Annotated in this window: 17 protein-coding genes; 6 read left to right on the top strand and 11 right to left on the bottom strand. The window is 75.0% G+C overall.

The window, feature by feature from the left end:
* Window positions 1-285 precede the first annotated feature (285 nt).
* The gene (locus ACFPK1_RS03015; RefSeq protein WP_378019394.1) at window positions 286-786 is read left to right on the top strand and encodes a hypothetical protein; all 501 of its coding nucleotides are present in this window, start codon (window positions 286-288) and stop codon (window positions 784-786) included.
* Here the strand turns inward: ACFPK1_RS03015 and purQ are convergent.
* Window positions 770-1,444, bottom strand: a complete 675-nt coding sequence (gene purQ, locus ACFPK1_RS03010) for a phosphoribosylformylglycinamidine synthase subunit PurQ (protein WP_378019393.1) — start codon at window positions 1,442-1,444, stop codon at window positions 770-772. The two genes, ACFPK1_RS03015 and purQ, sit on opposite strands and share 17 nt — an antisense overlap.
* Window positions 1,441-1,677 carry a phosphoribosylformylglycinamidine synthase subunit PurS gene (purS, locus tag ACFPK1_RS03005; protein WP_378019392.1) on the bottom strand — a complete coding sequence of 79 codons (237 nt, stop codon included), beginning with the start codon at window positions 1,675-1,677 and terminating at the stop codon, window positions 1,441-1,443. The genes purQ and purS overlap by 4 nt, the downstream gene beginning before the upstream one ends.
* 42 nt (window positions 1,678-1,719) lie before the next feature.
* On the opposite strand from purS, the gene ACFPK1_RS03000 reads away from it, so the two are divergent.
* Window positions 1,720-2,352: an MBL fold metallo-hydrolase gene (locus tag ACFPK1_RS03000; protein WP_378019391.1), complete on the top strand. Its 633-nt coding sequence runs from the start codon at window positions 1,720-1,722 to the stop codon at window positions 2,350-2,352.
* A 48-nt stretch (window positions 2,353-2,400) separates the two neighbouring features.
* On the opposite strand, the gene ACFPK1_RS02995 is transcribed toward ACFPK1_RS03000, so the two are convergent.
* The 3 genes from ACFPK1_RS02995 to purB all read right to left on the bottom strand — a co-directional run bounded on the left by ACFPK1_RS02995 (window position 2,401) and on the right by purB (window position 5,490).
* The gene (locus ACFPK1_RS02995; RefSeq protein ID WP_378019390.1) at window positions 2,401-3,054 is read right to left on the bottom strand and encodes a DUF2334 domain-containing protein; all 654 of its coding nucleotides are present in this window, start codon (window positions 3,052-3,054) and stop codon (window positions 2,401-2,403) included.
* A 94-nt stretch (window positions 3,055-3,148) separates the two neighbouring features.
* The gene (locus tag ACFPK1_RS02990; RefSeq protein ID WP_378019389.1) at window positions 3,149-4,048 is read right to left on the bottom strand and encodes a phosphoribosylaminoimidazolesuccinocarboxamide synthase; all 900 of its coding nucleotides are present in this window, start codon (window positions 4,046-4,048) and stop codon (window positions 3,149-3,151) included.
* An 11-nt stretch (window positions 4,049-4,059) separates the two neighbouring features.
* Entirely contained in the window at window positions 4,060-5,490 is a 1,431-nt protein-coding gene (gene purB, locus ACFPK1_RS02985; RefSeq protein ID WP_378019388.1) for an adenylosuccinate lyase, read from the bottom strand.
* Window positions 5,491-5,617: 127 nt separating this feature from the next.
* On the opposite strand from purB, the gene ACFPK1_RS02980 reads away from it, so the two are divergent.
* The 4 genes from ACFPK1_RS02980 to ACFPK1_RS02965 are packed head-to-tail and all read left to right on the top strand — an operon-like array spanning window position 5,618 to window position 9,987.
* Window positions 5,618-6,811, top strand: coding sequence for a PP2C family protein-serine/threonine phosphatase (locus ACFPK1_RS02980; protein WP_378019387.1), 1,194 nt, complete (start codon window positions 5,618-5,620; stop codon window positions 6,809-6,811).
* The gene (locus ACFPK1_RS02975; RefSeq protein WP_378019386.1) at window positions 6,808-8,481 is read left to right on the top strand and encodes a sensor histidine kinase; all 1,674 of its coding nucleotides are present in this window, start codon (window positions 6,808-6,810) and stop codon (window positions 8,479-8,481) included. The genes ACFPK1_RS02980 and ACFPK1_RS02975 overlap by 4 nt, the downstream gene beginning before the upstream one ends.
* Window positions 8,478-8,915 carry a response regulator gene (locus ACFPK1_RS02970; RefSeq protein ID WP_378019385.1) on the top strand — a complete coding sequence of 146 codons (438 nt, stop codon included), beginning with the start codon at window positions 8,478-8,480 and terminating at the stop codon, window positions 8,913-8,915. Before ACFPK1_RS02975 ends, ACFPK1_RS02970 begins: the two co-directional genes overlap by 4 nt.
* A 31-nt stretch (window positions 8,916-8,946) precedes the next feature.
* Window positions 8,947-9,987, top strand: coding sequence for a threonine aldolase family protein (locus tag ACFPK1_RS02965; protein WP_378019384.1), 1,041 nt, complete (start codon window positions 8,947-8,949; stop codon window positions 9,985-9,987).
* A 30-nt stretch (window positions 9,988-10,017) separates the two neighbouring features.
* On the opposite strand, the gene ACFPK1_RS02960 is transcribed toward ACFPK1_RS02965, so the two are convergent.
* The 6 genes from ACFPK1_RS02960 to ACFPK1_RS02935 all read right to left on the bottom strand — a co-directional run.
* Window positions 10,018-10,803: a potassium channel family protein gene (locus tag ACFPK1_RS02960; protein ID WP_378019383.1), complete on the bottom strand. Its 786-nt coding sequence runs from the start codon at window positions 10,801-10,803 to the stop codon at window positions 10,018-10,020.
* Between the two features lie 19 nt (window positions 10,804-10,822).
* Window positions 10,823-11,944, bottom strand: coding sequence for a pyridoxal phosphate-dependent aminotransferase (locus ACFPK1_RS02955; RefSeq protein WP_378019558.1), 1,122 nt, complete (start codon window positions 11,942-11,944; stop codon window positions 10,823-10,825).
* 80 nt (window positions 11,945-12,024) lie between these two features.
* Window positions 12,025-13,167: a transglycosylase SLT domain-containing protein gene (locus ACFPK1_RS02950; RefSeq protein ID WP_378019382.1), complete on the bottom strand. Its 1,143-nt coding sequence runs from the start codon at window positions 13,165-13,167 to the stop codon at window positions 12,025-12,027.
* Window positions 13,168-13,170: 3 nt separating this feature from the next.
* A complete protein-coding gene (locus ACFPK1_RS02945; protein ID WP_378019381.1) occupies window positions 13,171-13,476 on the bottom strand; it encodes a hypothetical protein in 306 nt (101 codons plus the stop codon).
* A gap of 56 nt (window positions 13,477-13,532) precedes the next feature.
* A complete protein-coding gene (locus ACFPK1_RS02940) occupies window positions 13,533-13,820 on the bottom strand; it encodes a transglycosylase SLT domain-containing protein (RefSeq protein ID WP_378019557.1) in 288 nt (95 codons plus the stop codon).
* 202 nt (window positions 13,821-14,022) lie between these two features.
* The coding region (locus ACFPK1_RS02935) for a pentapeptide repeat-containing protein (RefSeq protein WP_378019556.1) at window positions 14,023-14,175 on the bottom strand (153 nt) is incomplete at its 5' end.

Genomic DNA, 14,175 nt, shown 5'->3' with positions numbered 1-14,175 from the left:
CACCCGGTGACCGGGCGGTGAGAGCCGGGTCACTCGACCCGCGTACGCCGAGCGAGCCGTTACCCACGATGTGCGGTCGGTAAACACCTTCCCGCTCTTCTCACCGACACCATCGACCGACATCCACCACACGCCCACCGTGTGCACCGCCACTCGGCCCATCTTCGGCGACCCTTCGCTCGATCGGATGGCCGCTCGCTGTGCGCCACCGACATCTCGCCGCGACACGGCGAGGTGTGTCGGTGAAATCCCGGGGGTGTCGGACCCTCGATACATCATGGAGCCATGACCACCGCCTCCGTCTCCTCGGCGACCGGCTCGGCCTCCGGTGACGCGGCCGGCACGCCGGGAGCCGGCGACGCCCTCGCCCGGCTCCACCTCATCCTGGACCGTGAGCTCCTCGGCGTCCGCCGTCACGACCTCGAGCTCGCCGGACGCGTGCCCGAGAGCGTGCGGCCGCACGTCGACGCCACCGCCGGGATGCTCGAGTTCCTCATCGACGACGGCGCCGGCGGCGTCGTGGTGCTCGCGCTCGCGCCGGGCGCGCGCGGCGACACCGTGGTGCCGCTGCTGCCCGCGGCCCAGCCGTCCGAGCCGGGCGGCCGCGACGTCTCGGCCGACGAGCCGTTCGACGAGATCGTCGGCGAGGCCGTCGAGGACGTGTCGCGCCTGCTCACCCACGTCGAGCGCCCCGACGAGATGCGCGGGCTCGTGCTGCACCTCGGCGGGCGGATGCTGCTGGTCTACGCCGACCTGTGGGAGCTGCGCGTCACGCTGCTGCCGTGAGCTCCCGCAGCACGGAGGTGAACAAGCCCAGGCCGTCGGTGCCCGGGCCGGTCAGCGCGTCGATCGCGTGCTCGGGGTGCGGCATGAGCCCCACCACGCGACCGTCGGCCGAGCTGATGCCGGCGATGTCGCGCAGCGCGCCGTTGGGGGCCGGCTCGGTGTAGCGGAACACCACGCGACCCTCGGCCTCGAGCGCGTCGAGGGTCGCGGCGTCGGCGACGTAGCGGCCCTCGCCCGACTTCAGCGGCACGGTGATCTGCTGGCCCACGGTGAACGCCGAGGTCCACGCGGTGTCGGCCTCCACGCGCAGCCCGACCTCGCGGCAGACGAAGCGCAGGCCGTCGTTGCGCACGAGCGCGCCGGGCAGCAGGCCGGCCTCGCAGAGGATCTGGAAGCCGTTGCATATGCCGAGCACGGGCATGCCCGCGCGCCCGGCCTCGACGACCGGGCCCATCACCGGCGAGCGGGCGGCGATCGCGCCGGCGCGCAGGTAGTCGCCGTAGGAGAACCCGCCGGGCACGACCACGGCGTCGACCCCGCGCAGGTCGGCGTCGTCGTGCCAGAGGCTCACGGCCTCGGCGCCCGCGTAGCGCACGGCGCGCGCGGCGTCGACGTCGTCGAGCGTCCCGGGGAAGGTGATGACCCCGATACGACTCACGACACCCTCCGCACGACCCACTCCTCGATCACCGGGTTGGCGAGCAACGTGCCCGCGATGTGCTCCAGCTCGGCGTCGCCGACGGAGTCGTCGACCTCGAGCTCGAAGTGCTTGCCCTGGCGCACGTCGGCCACGCCGGCGACCCCCAGCCGACCCATCGCACGGGCCACGGCCTGGCCCTGCGGGTCGAGGATCTCGGCCTTCGGGAGGACGTCGACGATCACGCGTGCCACGGGCTCCAGGTTACCGGGGCGCGGCGGGGGAACTCCCGTGGCGTGGAACTCGTGCACCTGGGTCACGCCTGCGTCGTCGCCGACACCGGATCGGCCCGCCTCCTGTTCGATCCCGGCGCCTTCTCGCAGGGCTACGAGACCCTCGAGGGCCTCGACGCGGTGCTGATCACACACCAGCACGTCGACCACCTCGACGTGGAGAAGCTGCCGGCGCTGCTCGAGCGCAACCCCGGCGCGGAGCTGATCGTTGACCCCGGCACCGCGGAGCAGCTCCGCGAGCACGACATCGCCCACACGGTGCGCGAGCCCGGCGAGACGTTCACCGTCGGCGGCGCGGGCGTCGAGGTCGTCGGCCACGACCACGCCGTGATCCACCCCGACATCCCGCGCATCCGGAACAACGGCTACCTGGTCGACGGCACCCTGCTGCACCCCGGCGACGCCTTCACCGTCCCCGAGCGCACCCCCGACGTGCTGCTCCTGCCGACCGCGGCGCCGTGGCTCAAGGTGTCCGAGGCCGTCGACTACCTGCGCGCCGTCGCGCCGCCCCTGGCGGTGCCGATCCACGAGGCCGTGCTCGCGAACCCCGAGCTGCACTACGGGATGTTCCGCAACCTCGCCCCGCAGGGCACCGAGGTCCGGGTCGCTCCGCGCGGGATGGCTGTCGCCTCGTGAGTGATACGGGTCGTCCTGACGACCCCTATCACTCACGTGGCGAAGCCATCAGGCCGTGATCGACCAGTGCTCGGGGTCGCCGGCGACGCGGGGACGGCGAGGGCCGCGGCGGGGCACGAGCTCGCCGGCCCCGAGCGGGGTGGCGCCGCCGGCGAGGGCGGCGTCGACGAGCGCGAGCGGGGCGCCCACGGGCAGGGCGAGGTGGACGAGGTCCGGGGCGCCACGACGCCGCCGCGGCTCGGCGCCTCCCACCGGACCGCGCCAGGAGCGCACGGGCGCGCCGTAGGGGCCGAGGCGGTGCACCCCGGTGTCGTCGACCAGCAGGCCCAGGTCGGCGGCGGCGAGCGCGGCGCGCGTGCCGGCCGAGACCGCCCAGCCCGGGGCGGCGAACCCGTCGACGGCGAGGCCCAGGGCGTCGCGGGAGCGCAGCGCGGCGGTGAGCCGCAGGCCGGCCTCGTGGGCCGGGAGACGCCGGTAGGGCCGCCCCGCTCCGCTCTCCGGACGCGTGCCGTGGAGCAGGACCACGTCGCCGACCCGGCGGCGGGCGGTCGCCCAGGCCGCGACCTCGGGGTGCGGGCGCGGCCCGACCAGCCAGGTCGCGGGCACGCGGCGGGCGTCGAGGGCGTCGGCGAGAGCGACGGCGCCGTCCAGCGGCGCGCCCGGCCCGAGGCCCGACACCGAGACGATGAGTCGCTGGGTCACGTCCCCCATGAGGCCAGCCGGAGGTGCCGTCCGTGCGTCCGGGGGGTGAACGCCGTGGCTCGGGCCGGCGACGGCCGAACGCGCAGCGCACGCGTCACACGGCGGGGGGCCACTCCCGGCCGGTCAGGCGCGTGTAGGCCTCGATGTAGCGCTCGCGCGTGGCCATGATCACGTCGTCGGGCAGCGGGGGCGGTGCCTCGCCGGAGTGGCGGTCCCACCCCGACGCGGGCGAGGTGAGCCACTCGCGCACGTACTGCTTGTCGAAGCTCGGCTGCACCGCACCCGGCGCGTAGCCCTCGGCGGGCCAGAACCGCGAGGAGTCCGGGGTGAGCACCTCGTCGCCGAGCACCAGCGCGCCGTCCGGCGAGAGCCCGAACTCGAGCTTGGTGTCGGCGAGGATCAGGCCCCGCGACGCCGCGTACGCCGCGCCCCGGGCGTAGATCGCGAGCGTCTGGTCGCGCAGCGTCCCGGCGAGCTCCCGGCCGACCGTGGCGGCGACGGTGTCGAAGTCGACGTTCTCGTCGTGCTCGCCCTGCGCCGCCTTCGTCGCCGGCGTGAAGATCGGGGCCGGGAGCATGCTCGCCTCGGTCAGCCCGTCGGGCAGCGGGACGCCGCAGACGGCGCCGTCCCGGCGGTAGTCGGCCGTGCCCGAGCCCGCGAGGTAGCCCCGCGCCACGCACTCCACCGGGATCATCTCGAGGCGCCGCACGAGCAGCGCGCGCCCGCGGACCTCCTCGGGGATGCGCTCGTCGCGCGCCGCGACCAGGTGGTGCGCGATCGGCGGTGTGGCGACGTCGCTGCCGCCGAGCAGCTCGAACCAGAACACGCTCATGGCCGTCAGCACCCGGCCCTTGTCCGGGATCGGCGTGGACAGCACGTGGTCGAAGGCCGAGATCCGGTCGGACGCGACGAGCAGCAGGGTGTCGTCGTCGACCTCGTAGAGGTCCCGGACCTTGCCGGAGGCCAGGTGCCGGTACGAGTTCAGCGCGACCACGGTCGCGCAGGCTAGAGGATCGGGGCGGGCGTGTACGCCGCCGCGTCGGGGTGGTCGGCGACGATCGCGTCGATCCGACGCGCGACCTCGGCGATCTGCGCCCCGGCGGCCCCGACGAAGGCCCGCGGGTCGCCGACGGCGGCGTCGAGGTCGGCCGACGAGAGCCCGAGCCGGGCGTCGGCGCCGAGCCGGGCGAGCAGGTCGTTGCCCTCGGTGCCCTTCTCGCGCATGTCCAGGGCGACCGCGCGGGCGTGCTCGGAGATGATCTCGTGGCCGGTCTCGCGGCCGACCCCGGCGCGCACCGCGCCCATGAGCACCGCGGTGGTGGCGAGGAACGGCAGGTAGCGGTCGAGCTCGCGGGCGATGACGGCCGGGTAGGCGCCGAACTCGTCGAGCACGGTGAGGATGGTCTCCAGCAGCCCGTCGATCGCGAAGAAGGCGTCGGGCAGGGCGACGCGGCGCACGACCGAGTCGGACACGTCGCCCTCGTTCCACTGCCCGCCCGCGAGCTCGCCGACCATCGCCGCGTTGCCGCGCAGCACCACCGCGAGCCCGTTGACCCGCTCGCACGAGCGGGTGTTCATCTTGTGCGGCATCGCCGACGAGCCGACCTGGCCGGCGCGGAAGCCCTCGGTGACCAGCTCCTGGCCCGCCATCAGCCGGATCGTGGTCGCCAGCGAGGACGGGCCGGCCGCGAGCTGGACCAGCGCGGAGAGCACGTCCTGGTCGAGCGAGCGCGGGTAGACCTGCCCGACGCTGGTGAGGACCTCGGAGAAGCCCAGGTGCTCGGCGACGCGGCGCTCGAGCTCGGCGAGCTTCCCGGCGTCACCACCGAGCAGCCCGAGCATGTCCTGCGCCGTGCCCACCGGGCCCTTGATCCCGCGCAGCGGGTAGCGCTCGACCAGCTCGGTGACGCGCCGGTACGCCACGAGCGTCTCGTCGGCGGCGCTGGCGAAGCGCTTGCCCAGCGTCGTGGCCTGCGCGGCGACGTTGTGGCTGCGCCCGGCCATCACCAGCTCGGCGTGCTCGGACGCGCGGCGGGCCAGGCGGGCGAGCACCGCGACGGTCTTGTCGGCGACGAGGCGCAGCGAGTCGCGGATCTGCAGCTGCTCGACGTTCTCGGTGAGGTCGCGGCTGGTCATGCCCTTGTGGGCGTGCTGGTGGCCGGCGAGCTCGTCGAACTCCTCGATGCGCGCCTTGACGTCGTGGCGCGTGACCCGCTCGCGCGCCGCGATCGACGCGAGGTCGACGCGGTCGACGACGGCGCGGTAGTCCTCCAGCACGCCGTCGGGGACGTCCACGCCGAGCTCGCGCTGGGCGGTGAGCACCGCGATCCACAGCTCGCGCTCCAGGACGATCTTGCGCTCGGGCGACCACAGGCCCGTCAGCTCCGGGGAGGCGTAGCGCGCGGCGAGCACGTTGGGGACCGTCGGACCACTCACTCGGCCGAGCCTACGGGCCGGTCGGCGCACGTGAGGGCGGGCGCACCCGGACCGGGCATCCGGGCCTACTACGGTCGGGGCACCCGTGAGCAGGGCGGGAGCAGCACGGAAGCGGGAGGAGGACGCGATGGAGCCGGTGGAACCGGACGCGTCCGCGCCGCTGCGGGTGCTGCTCGTCGAGGACGACGACGCCGACGCCCTGCTGGTCATCGAGCACTTCGCCGACGCCGACCTCGTCGTCGACCTCGCGCGCGCCACCTCGCTGGCCGAGGCCGAGACGCGTCTCGGCAACGACGTCGACGGGGCGCCGGACTGCATCCTGCTCGACCTCGCCCTGCCCGACGCCCACGGCTTCGAGGGCCTGCGCCGCCTGCTGCACGCCGACGGCCCGGCGGTGCTCGTGCTCACCGGACGCCGCGACGAGGCGCTCGGGGCCGACGCGGTGGGGGTCGGCGCGCAGGACTACCTGGTCAAGGACGCCGTCGACGGCCCGACCCTGGCGCGCGCGGTGCGCTACGCCGTCGAGCGCCGGCGCAGCGACCGGGTGCGCCGGGCCCTGCGCGACGCCCAGCTGCGCGCCGACGAGAACGCCCGCCTCGAGCGCGGCCTGCTGCCGACGCCGCTGCTCGACGACCCGGCCGTGCACATCCTCGCCCGCTACGAGCCGGGCACCGAGCAGACGCTGCTGGGCGGCGACTTCTACGACGTCGTCGAGGACTCCGACGGCCGGCTGCACGCGGTGATCGGCGACGTGTGCGGCCACGGCCCGGACGAGGCGGCGCTCGGGGTCAGCCTGCGCATCGCCTGGCGCACGCTGGTGCTCTCGGGCATCGACCCCGACCGGGTGCTGCCGACGATGCACGAGCTGCTCGTCAGCGAGCGCAACCACCCGACCCTGTTCACGACGCTCGCCACCGCGACCGTCGACGAGTCCCGCGAGCGCCTGACGATGCGGCTCGCCGGCCACCCGCCGCCCGCGCTCGTCGGCGAGGGCGACGACACCCACCTGCTCTCCACCGAGCGCCTCGGCGTGCCGCTGGGCATCGGCGCCGGCCGGACCTGGCCGCCCCTCGAGGTCGAGCTCCCGCCCAAGTGGGCGCTGCTGCTCTACACCGACGGGCTCATCGAGGGCCGCCAGGACTCGGGCGAGGTGCTGTGGACCGACGGGCTGCAGGCCCTGCTGCAGGAGGTCACGACGGGGCCGACGCCGTGGCGCGACGACCCGGGGGCGATGCTGGACGCCGTGATGGAGCGCGTGCGGACCCTGTCGATGGCGCGGACCGACGACGTCGCGGCCGTCCTGCTGGTGTCCGACCGGTGACGGCGACGGACACCCGGCCCGACACCCCGACCGCCCGCCCGGCGCCCCCGCGCCGCGGGCGGCGCGGCGGCCTGCCGCGCCCGAGCCGCGGGGACCGCCGGGGGCTGAGCCGCTGGTCGCTGGGCCGGATCCTCGGTGTCACCGGGGCGCTCGTGGCGGTGCTGCTGGTGGTCGCCGGGATCATCGGGGCGACCGGGCTGGCCGTGCTCAGCGACCGGCGGATCGAGCTCGTCGACCGGCTCGACCCCGCGCTCACCACCGCCCAGCAGCTCGACGCCGCGACCGTCGACCAGGAGACCGGGGTCCGCGGCTACGTGCTCGCGCCCAGCCCGGAGTTCCTCGTGCCCTACGAGCGCGGCCGGGCGGAGGAGGCCCGTCTCATCGGCGAGCTGCGCGGGCTCGCGGCCGCGCAGCCCGCGGTGCTCGGCGACCTCGACGCCGTCGAGGCCGCGACCGCCCGGTGGCGCGCGGTCTACGCCGACCCGACCCTCGCCGCCGTCGCCGCCGGCACGCCCGCCCCGGCCCCGGAGATCGGGCGTGCCGCGTTCGACGACGTCCGCGCCGCGCTGGCCGTCGAGCGCGACCGCCTGCTCGCGCAGCGCGACGACGCCCGCGACAACCTCGACGGCGCCGCGCGCATGCTCACCGTCGTCGGCGCCGTCACCCTGCTGGGGCTCGCGCTCGGCATCGCGGGGCTGCTGCTGTGGCTGCGCCGGGTGGTCGTCGCCCCGACCCACCGGCTGGCGCGGGAGGTCCGCGAGGTGGTCGACGGCGACCTCGAGCACTCCGTCGGCGCCGCCGGGCCCCGCGAGATCACCGAGCTCGGCGAGGACGTCGAGGCCATGCGCGTGCTGATCGTGCGCGAGCTCGCCGACACCGAGCAGGCGCGCCAGGAGCTCGACGCCCGCAGCCGCGAGCTGGCGCGCTCCAACTCCGACCTCGAGCAGTTCGCCTACGTCGCGTCGCACGACCTGCAGGAACCGCTGCGCAAGGTGGCCAGCTTCTGCCAGCTCCTCCAGCGGCGCTACCAGGGCCAGCTCGACGAGCGCGCCGACCAGTACATCGAGTTCGCCACCGACGGCGCGAAGCGCATGCAGGTGCTGATCAACGACCTGCTCGCGTTCTCGCGGGTCGGGCGCCAGGGCGAGCCGATGCGCCCGGTGGACCTCGGCGAGCTCGTGGACCGGGCCACCGAGAACGTGGCGCGCGCGCTCGAGGACGCCGACGGCCGCGTCGAGCACGGTGAGCTGCCCGTCGTCCTCGGCGAGCCCGCGCTGCTCACCACGGTGTTCCAGAACCTGCTGGGCAACTCGCTGAAGTTCCGCGGCGAGGACCCGCCGCGGCTGCGGGTGGACGCCGAGCGCGATCCCGGGGATCCCGGGCGGTGGCTGATCCGGTTCCGCGACAACGGCATCGGCATCGACGCCGAGTACGCTGAACGGATCTTCGTCATCTTCCAGCGGCTGCACGCCAAGGACGCCTACCCCGGCACCGGGATCGGGCTGGCGATGTGCCGCAAGATCATCGAGCACCACGAGGGCTCGATCTGGCTCGAGCCCGGCGACGGTCCCGGCACCACGTTCGTCGTGGCCCTGCCCGTCCTCGAGACGACCGCCAGCCCCGTCAGCACCACCGAGACCAGCGCCGTCGCACCGGAGGACGTCCCGTGACCGATCCGATCTCCGAGATCCACGTCCTGCTCGTCGAGGACGACCCCGGCGACGTGCTCATGACGCAGGAGGCGTTCGAGCACCACAAGCTGCGCAACCAGCTCCACGTCGCCGCCGACGGAGTCGAGGCGCTGGCGTTCCTGCGCGGCGAGGGCGAGTACGCGGGCTCCCCGCGGCCCGGGCTGATCCTGCTCGACCTCAACCTGCCGCGGAAGGACGGCCGCGAGGTGCTCGAGGAGGTCAAGAACGACGAGTCGCTGCGCAGCATCCCGGTCGTCGTGCTGACCACCTCGCAGGCCGAGGAGGACATCCTGCGCAGCTACAACCTGCACGCCAACGCCTACGTCGCCAAGCCGGTCGACTTCGAGCGGTTCATCGAGGTCATCCGGCAGATCGACGACTTCTTCGTGTCGGTGGTGAAGCTGCCGCGATGATGGCTGCGCCACGTGAGTGGAATGGGTCGTCATGACGACCCGGATCACTCACGAGCGCAGCATCGACCTGCGCTCGGACACGGTCACCCGGCCCTCGCCGGCCATGCGCGAGGCGATGGCGGGCGCGGACGTCGGCGACGACGTCCTCGACGGCGACCCCACCCTCGCCGCGCTCCAGGACCGCGTCGCCGGCCTCCTCGGTGTCGAGGCCGCGCTGTGGACGCCGACGGGGTGCATGGCCAACACCATCGCCCTGATGCACCACCTGACACGCGGTGACAGGTTCCTCGCGCCGATCGGCGCGCATGTGCTGGAGGCCGAGCTCGGCACGTCGGCGTGGCTCGCGGGCGGACTGCCCGCGCCGCTGGCGCACGACGCCGGCCCGGGGCGGCCGTCGCCCGGCGCGGTGACGGCGGCGGCCGGGCACGCCGGCCCCTACTTCGGGCTGCGCACGACCCTGCTCTGCCTCGAGAACACGCACAACGGCGCCGGCGGGGCGGTGACACCGGTCGACGAGCACCGGGCGCTGGTCGCCGCCGCGCGTGACGCGGGGCTCGCGGTCCACCTCGACGGCGCCCGGGTCTGGCACGCCGCCGAGGCCCTCGGGGTGCCGGTGTCGGCGCTCACCGCCGGGGTCGACACCGTCAGCGTGTGCCTGAGCAAGGGGCTCGGCGCGCCGATGGGGTCGGTGGTGGCCGGGTCGGCGGCGTTCGTCGAGGGGGCGTGGCGCCTGCGCAAGATGCTCGGCGGCGGCGTGCGCCAGGGGGGCGTCGTCGGCGCGGCCGGGCTCGTGGCCCTCGACCAGGCCGGCGACCTCGCGGGCGACCACGTCCGCGCCGCCCGGCTCGCCGACGGCCTGACCGCACTCGGCTGGCCGGTGATCGCGCCCGACACGAACATCGTGCTCGTGCCGACCGCCGACCCGGCGTCCCTCGTGGCGGCGCTGCTCGACGTCGGTGTGCGCGCGGTGCCCTTCGGCCCCGGCGTGCGCTTCGTCACCCACCGCGACGTCGACGACACGATGATCGCAACCGTGCTCGAGGCCGCCGCCACCGTCTCCGTCCCGGCCTAGGGTTCGTCAGCCTGAAAGCCCCCGGCTCGGTCAGCCCGGGGCGGACTCGGTGGGCCGGTCGGGCGCGGACTCGAGGACGTCGAGACGCCGGCGCAGGTCGCGCAGCTCGGCGAGGAGCTCCGCGTGCCGCAGGTCCGCCGGGTCGGCGCGGGGCGCCGCCGCCAGGGCCTCCGAGGCGTCGCGGGCCCCGACCTGCTCGAGGAACCACGTCGCGATCGCCGCGGTCACGGTGCCGAGGACCGCGATCCCGGCGAGCATGAGACCGGCCGCGACGAGCCGGCCCTCGGTCGTCACCGGGGAGAGGTCGCCGTAGCCGACGGTGGTGATCGTCGTCAGCACCCACCACAGCGCGTCGCCGAACGTCAGGATCGACGCCTCCGGGGCGTCGCGCTCGGCCTCGAACACCCCGAGCGCGGCCACGACGCTGAGCAGGGAGATCGAGACGATGAGGTAGCTGCCGACCCGGCCGCGGAAGTCGTCGCGCAGCACCCGCCCGAGGACCGAGATCGCGGCCACGAGGCGCAGCAGGCGCAGGAAGCGGAAGAACGGCGCCGCGACGACGAGCAGGTCCAGGGGGTGCCGCACGATGAACCGCAGCTTCCGGCGCGCGAGGGAGATCCGCACGGCGTAGTCGACGACGAACACCGCCCACGCCGTCCACAGGGCCGCGTCGAGCCACCACCACCACGCCTGTCCCGGCCGGGTCGCGAGCACCTGGACGGCGTAGACGACGAGGTACAGCACCGCCAGACCCGTCAGCGCGTAGTCGGTGCGCCGCTCCCAGGCCTCCAGCCGCGGCTCGTGGTCCGGTTCCATGGACACGGAGAGTAAGTCGCTAGAGCGTCGGGAACCAGCGCCCGAGTCGCTCGACCCCCTCGCGCACGTCCGCGGTGGCGCCGGCGAACGACAGGCGGATCCAGGAGTGGCCGTCGACGGGGTCGAAGTCGATGCCCGGCGCCACGGCGACACCGGTCTCGGCGAGCATCCGCTGCCCGAACGCGAGGGTGTCGTCGGTCAGGTGGGCGACGTCGGCGTAGACGTAGAACGCGCCGTCGGCGGGCGCCAGCCGCGTCAGGCCCAGGTCCGGCAGGCCCTCGAGCAGCAGCCGGCGGTTGTGGGCGTAGCGCTCGACGTGACCGTCGGTCTCCGCCAGCGACGCCGGGGTGAACGCGCCCAGCGCCGCGTACTGCGCGGGCACGGGCGGGCAGACGGTGAAGTTGCCCGCGATCACGTCGACCGCCCGGCGCAGCCGCTCGGGCACGAGCAGCCAGCCCAGCCGCCACCCCGTCATCGACCAGTACTTCGAGAACGACGTCACCACGATCGCCTCGCGCGACGTGCTCCAGGCGCTGGCGGTCGGCGGGGCGTCCCCGTACTCGATGCCGTGGTAGATCTCGTCGCTGATCAGCTGGACGCCGTGCTCCTCGCACCACCGCGCGAGCGCCGCCAGCTCGCCGGGCTCGATGACGCTGCCGGTCGGGTTGGCCGGGCTCGCGACGACGACACCCTTCGGCACGCGGTCGAGCTCCTCGAGCATCGCGACGGTCGGCTGGAAGCGGGTCTCCTCGCCGCACGGCAGCTCGACGACCTCGCAGCCCAGCGACGCGAGGATGTTGCGGTAGCAGGGGTAGCCGGGGCGGGCGAGCACCACGGTGTCGCCGACGTCGAACGCGGCGAGGAAGGCGAGCAGGAACCCGCCCGACCCGCCCGTGGTGACGACGACGTCCTCGCGGCGCAGGGTGTCGTCGCCGTAGCGGACGCGGTGGTGGGCGGCGATCGCGTCGCGGAGCTCGACGGTGCCCAGCGAGCTGGAGTAGCCGAGGATCTGCTCGTCCAGCGCCCGCGCGGCCGCGGCGCGGACGTCGACGGGCGCCGGCGTCGAGGGCTGGCCCGCGGAGAGGTTGACGAGGTCGCCGTGGGTCCGCGCGCGCTCCCCCGCCGCCGCCCACACGTCCATCACGTGGAACGGGGGGACCGTCGCCCGCACCGCCGGGCCGAGGCGCGCCAGAGTCGTCACCTCGACACCCTGACACGACCTCAGTACCCGACGTACGCCTCGCCCTTCGCCTCCGCCACCACGCCGGGCACCTGGGACACCGAGCCGTAGAGCTCGATCGCGTAGCGGACCCCGGCGATGATGTTGTCGATCGGGTTCCGGATGTCGTCGTGGCCCGGGAGCTTGTGGGCGTCGAAGGTCGGGCCGATCGTCTGCATGAGGCCCTGCGACGGCGTGCCCTTCGCGGCGTTGGAGTCCCAGTCGTTCACCGCGTTCGGGTCGCCGCCGGACTCGCGCTCGATGATCGTCGCGATAGCGGCGGGGTCCATCTTCTCGAGCGGGACGCCGTCGGCCTGCAGGATCGCGATGGCCTGCCGGATCCAGTCGCCGACCTCGCCGGGCGGGACCGTCCCGGTGCCGCTCGGGGCGCTGCCGCCTCCCGGGCTGCCGGTGCCGGCTCCCGAGCCGCCGGAGCCGGTGCCGGAGCCGGAGCCGGTGTCGGTGGCGGTGCCACTGCTGTCGTCGATGCCGGGGTCGGCGCGGCCGCGCGGAGCGGCCTCGACCGGGCGCCACGGCATCGAGGTGCCGGGCGGCGGGGCCATGACGGCGGCGTCGGGGCCGGCGAGCGCCGTGAACGCCGTGATGCCCTCGGCGCAGGCGCGCAACCGGCCGGCCGCGGTCGAGAGCTCCGCCTCGGCGCGTTGCACCGCGGCTCGCGCGGCCTCGGTCGGGCCGCGCACCGCGTCACCGGCCATGCGGTCGCCGAGGTCGGGCGGGGCGTCCGGGACGAGGGCGGCCTGGTTCCGGGCGGCCCCGGCCAGCGCGAGGGCCTGCGCCACCTGCTGGTCGACCTCGTGCCGCAGCCCCTCGAGCGTGGTGCTGATCCCGTCGAGTGTGGCCCCCGCCTCGGCGATCGTGCGGCGGTCGCGGTCGCCGGCGTTCCCGAACGTCCGGACCCAGTGGCCGAACGACGCCGCGCCCTCGCCCTCCCAGCGCCCCTCGACCGCGGCGCGGCCCCGGTCGACCGTGCGGACCGAGCCCTCGACCCCGTCGCCGATCGCCAGCACCTGCGCCGCCGACGCACGGACCGCACCGGGGTCGGCCGTCCGCAGCCGGGCGGCGATACCCGCCAGTTCCGCCGCCGCCGGCTCGGCGGCGAGCTGCCCCTCGACGTCGCCCGGCATCGCTCAGTTCCCGCCGGGCGTGAGGGAGTCGGCGGCCGACCGGTCGGTCTCCTGCATCACGCGCATGGTGGCGTCGAGGGCGCGGTCGGCCTCGCCGAGGCGGGCGCCGGCGGCGTCGAGGTCGGTGACCAGCGCGTTCCGCAGCGCGCCGACCGCGTCCACGAGCGCCGCCGACGCGGCGAGCCCGCCGAACTCCGGCGCCGGCGTCGGCCCGAGCAGGTCGGCGAGCCCCGGCATGCGGGCGGCCTCGCCCGCGACGGCCGTGCGCGCCTCCTCGAGCGCGCGGGTGTCGAAGTCGAGGTCGGCCACGCGGTGAACGGTAGGCGGGGACGCGGCGGCGCAGGTGCCGTTCGGGAGAACCCGCGTCAGTAGCCGACGTAGGCGTCGCCGCGCGCCACGGCCTCGACGCCGGGCACCTCCGACACCGAGCCGTAGCGGGCGATCGCGTACCGGACCCCGGCGATGATGTTGTCGACCGGGTCGGTGATCTCCCCGTGCCCGTCGAGCTTGTAGGAGTCGAACGTCGGCCCGATGGTCTGCATCAGGCCTTGCGACGGCGTGCCCTTGTCGGCGTTCGAGTCCCAGTTGTTGATCGCTTCGGGGTCGCCGCCGGACTCGTGGTCGATGATCGTGGCGATGTCGTCGGGGTCCATCTTGTCCACCGGCACGCCCTCGGCCTGCAGGATCGCCATCGCCTCGCGGATCCAGTCGCCGACCTCGCCCGCCGGCCCGCCCCCCGGGGACGCCGTGGGGTCACCGGCCGGACCGGTCGTGTCGCCGGTGTCGGTCGACGCGCTCGTCACGGCGCCGTCCTCGGCGTCCGCGTCCGTCGCGTCGGCGTCCGCCGCCTCCTCGTCAGGCTGGTCCGAGGCGTCGGTGTCGCTGGAGTCGGCACCGCTGGAGTCGGCACCGCTGGAGTCGGCACCGCTGGAGTCGGCACCGCTGGAGTCGGCACCGCTGGAGTCGGCACCGCTGGAGTCGGCACCGCTGGAGTCGGCACCGCTGGAG

This window comes from Actinomycetospora rhizophila (assembly GCF_042657905.1).
GTDB classification, from domain to species: Bacteria; Actinomycetota; Actinomycetes; order Mycobacteriales; family Pseudonocardiaceae; genus Actinomycetospora; species Actinomycetospora rhizophila.
Note: the sequence above shows the minus strand (reverse complement) of the source record. Positions and strands in the feature narration are given on the sequence as shown.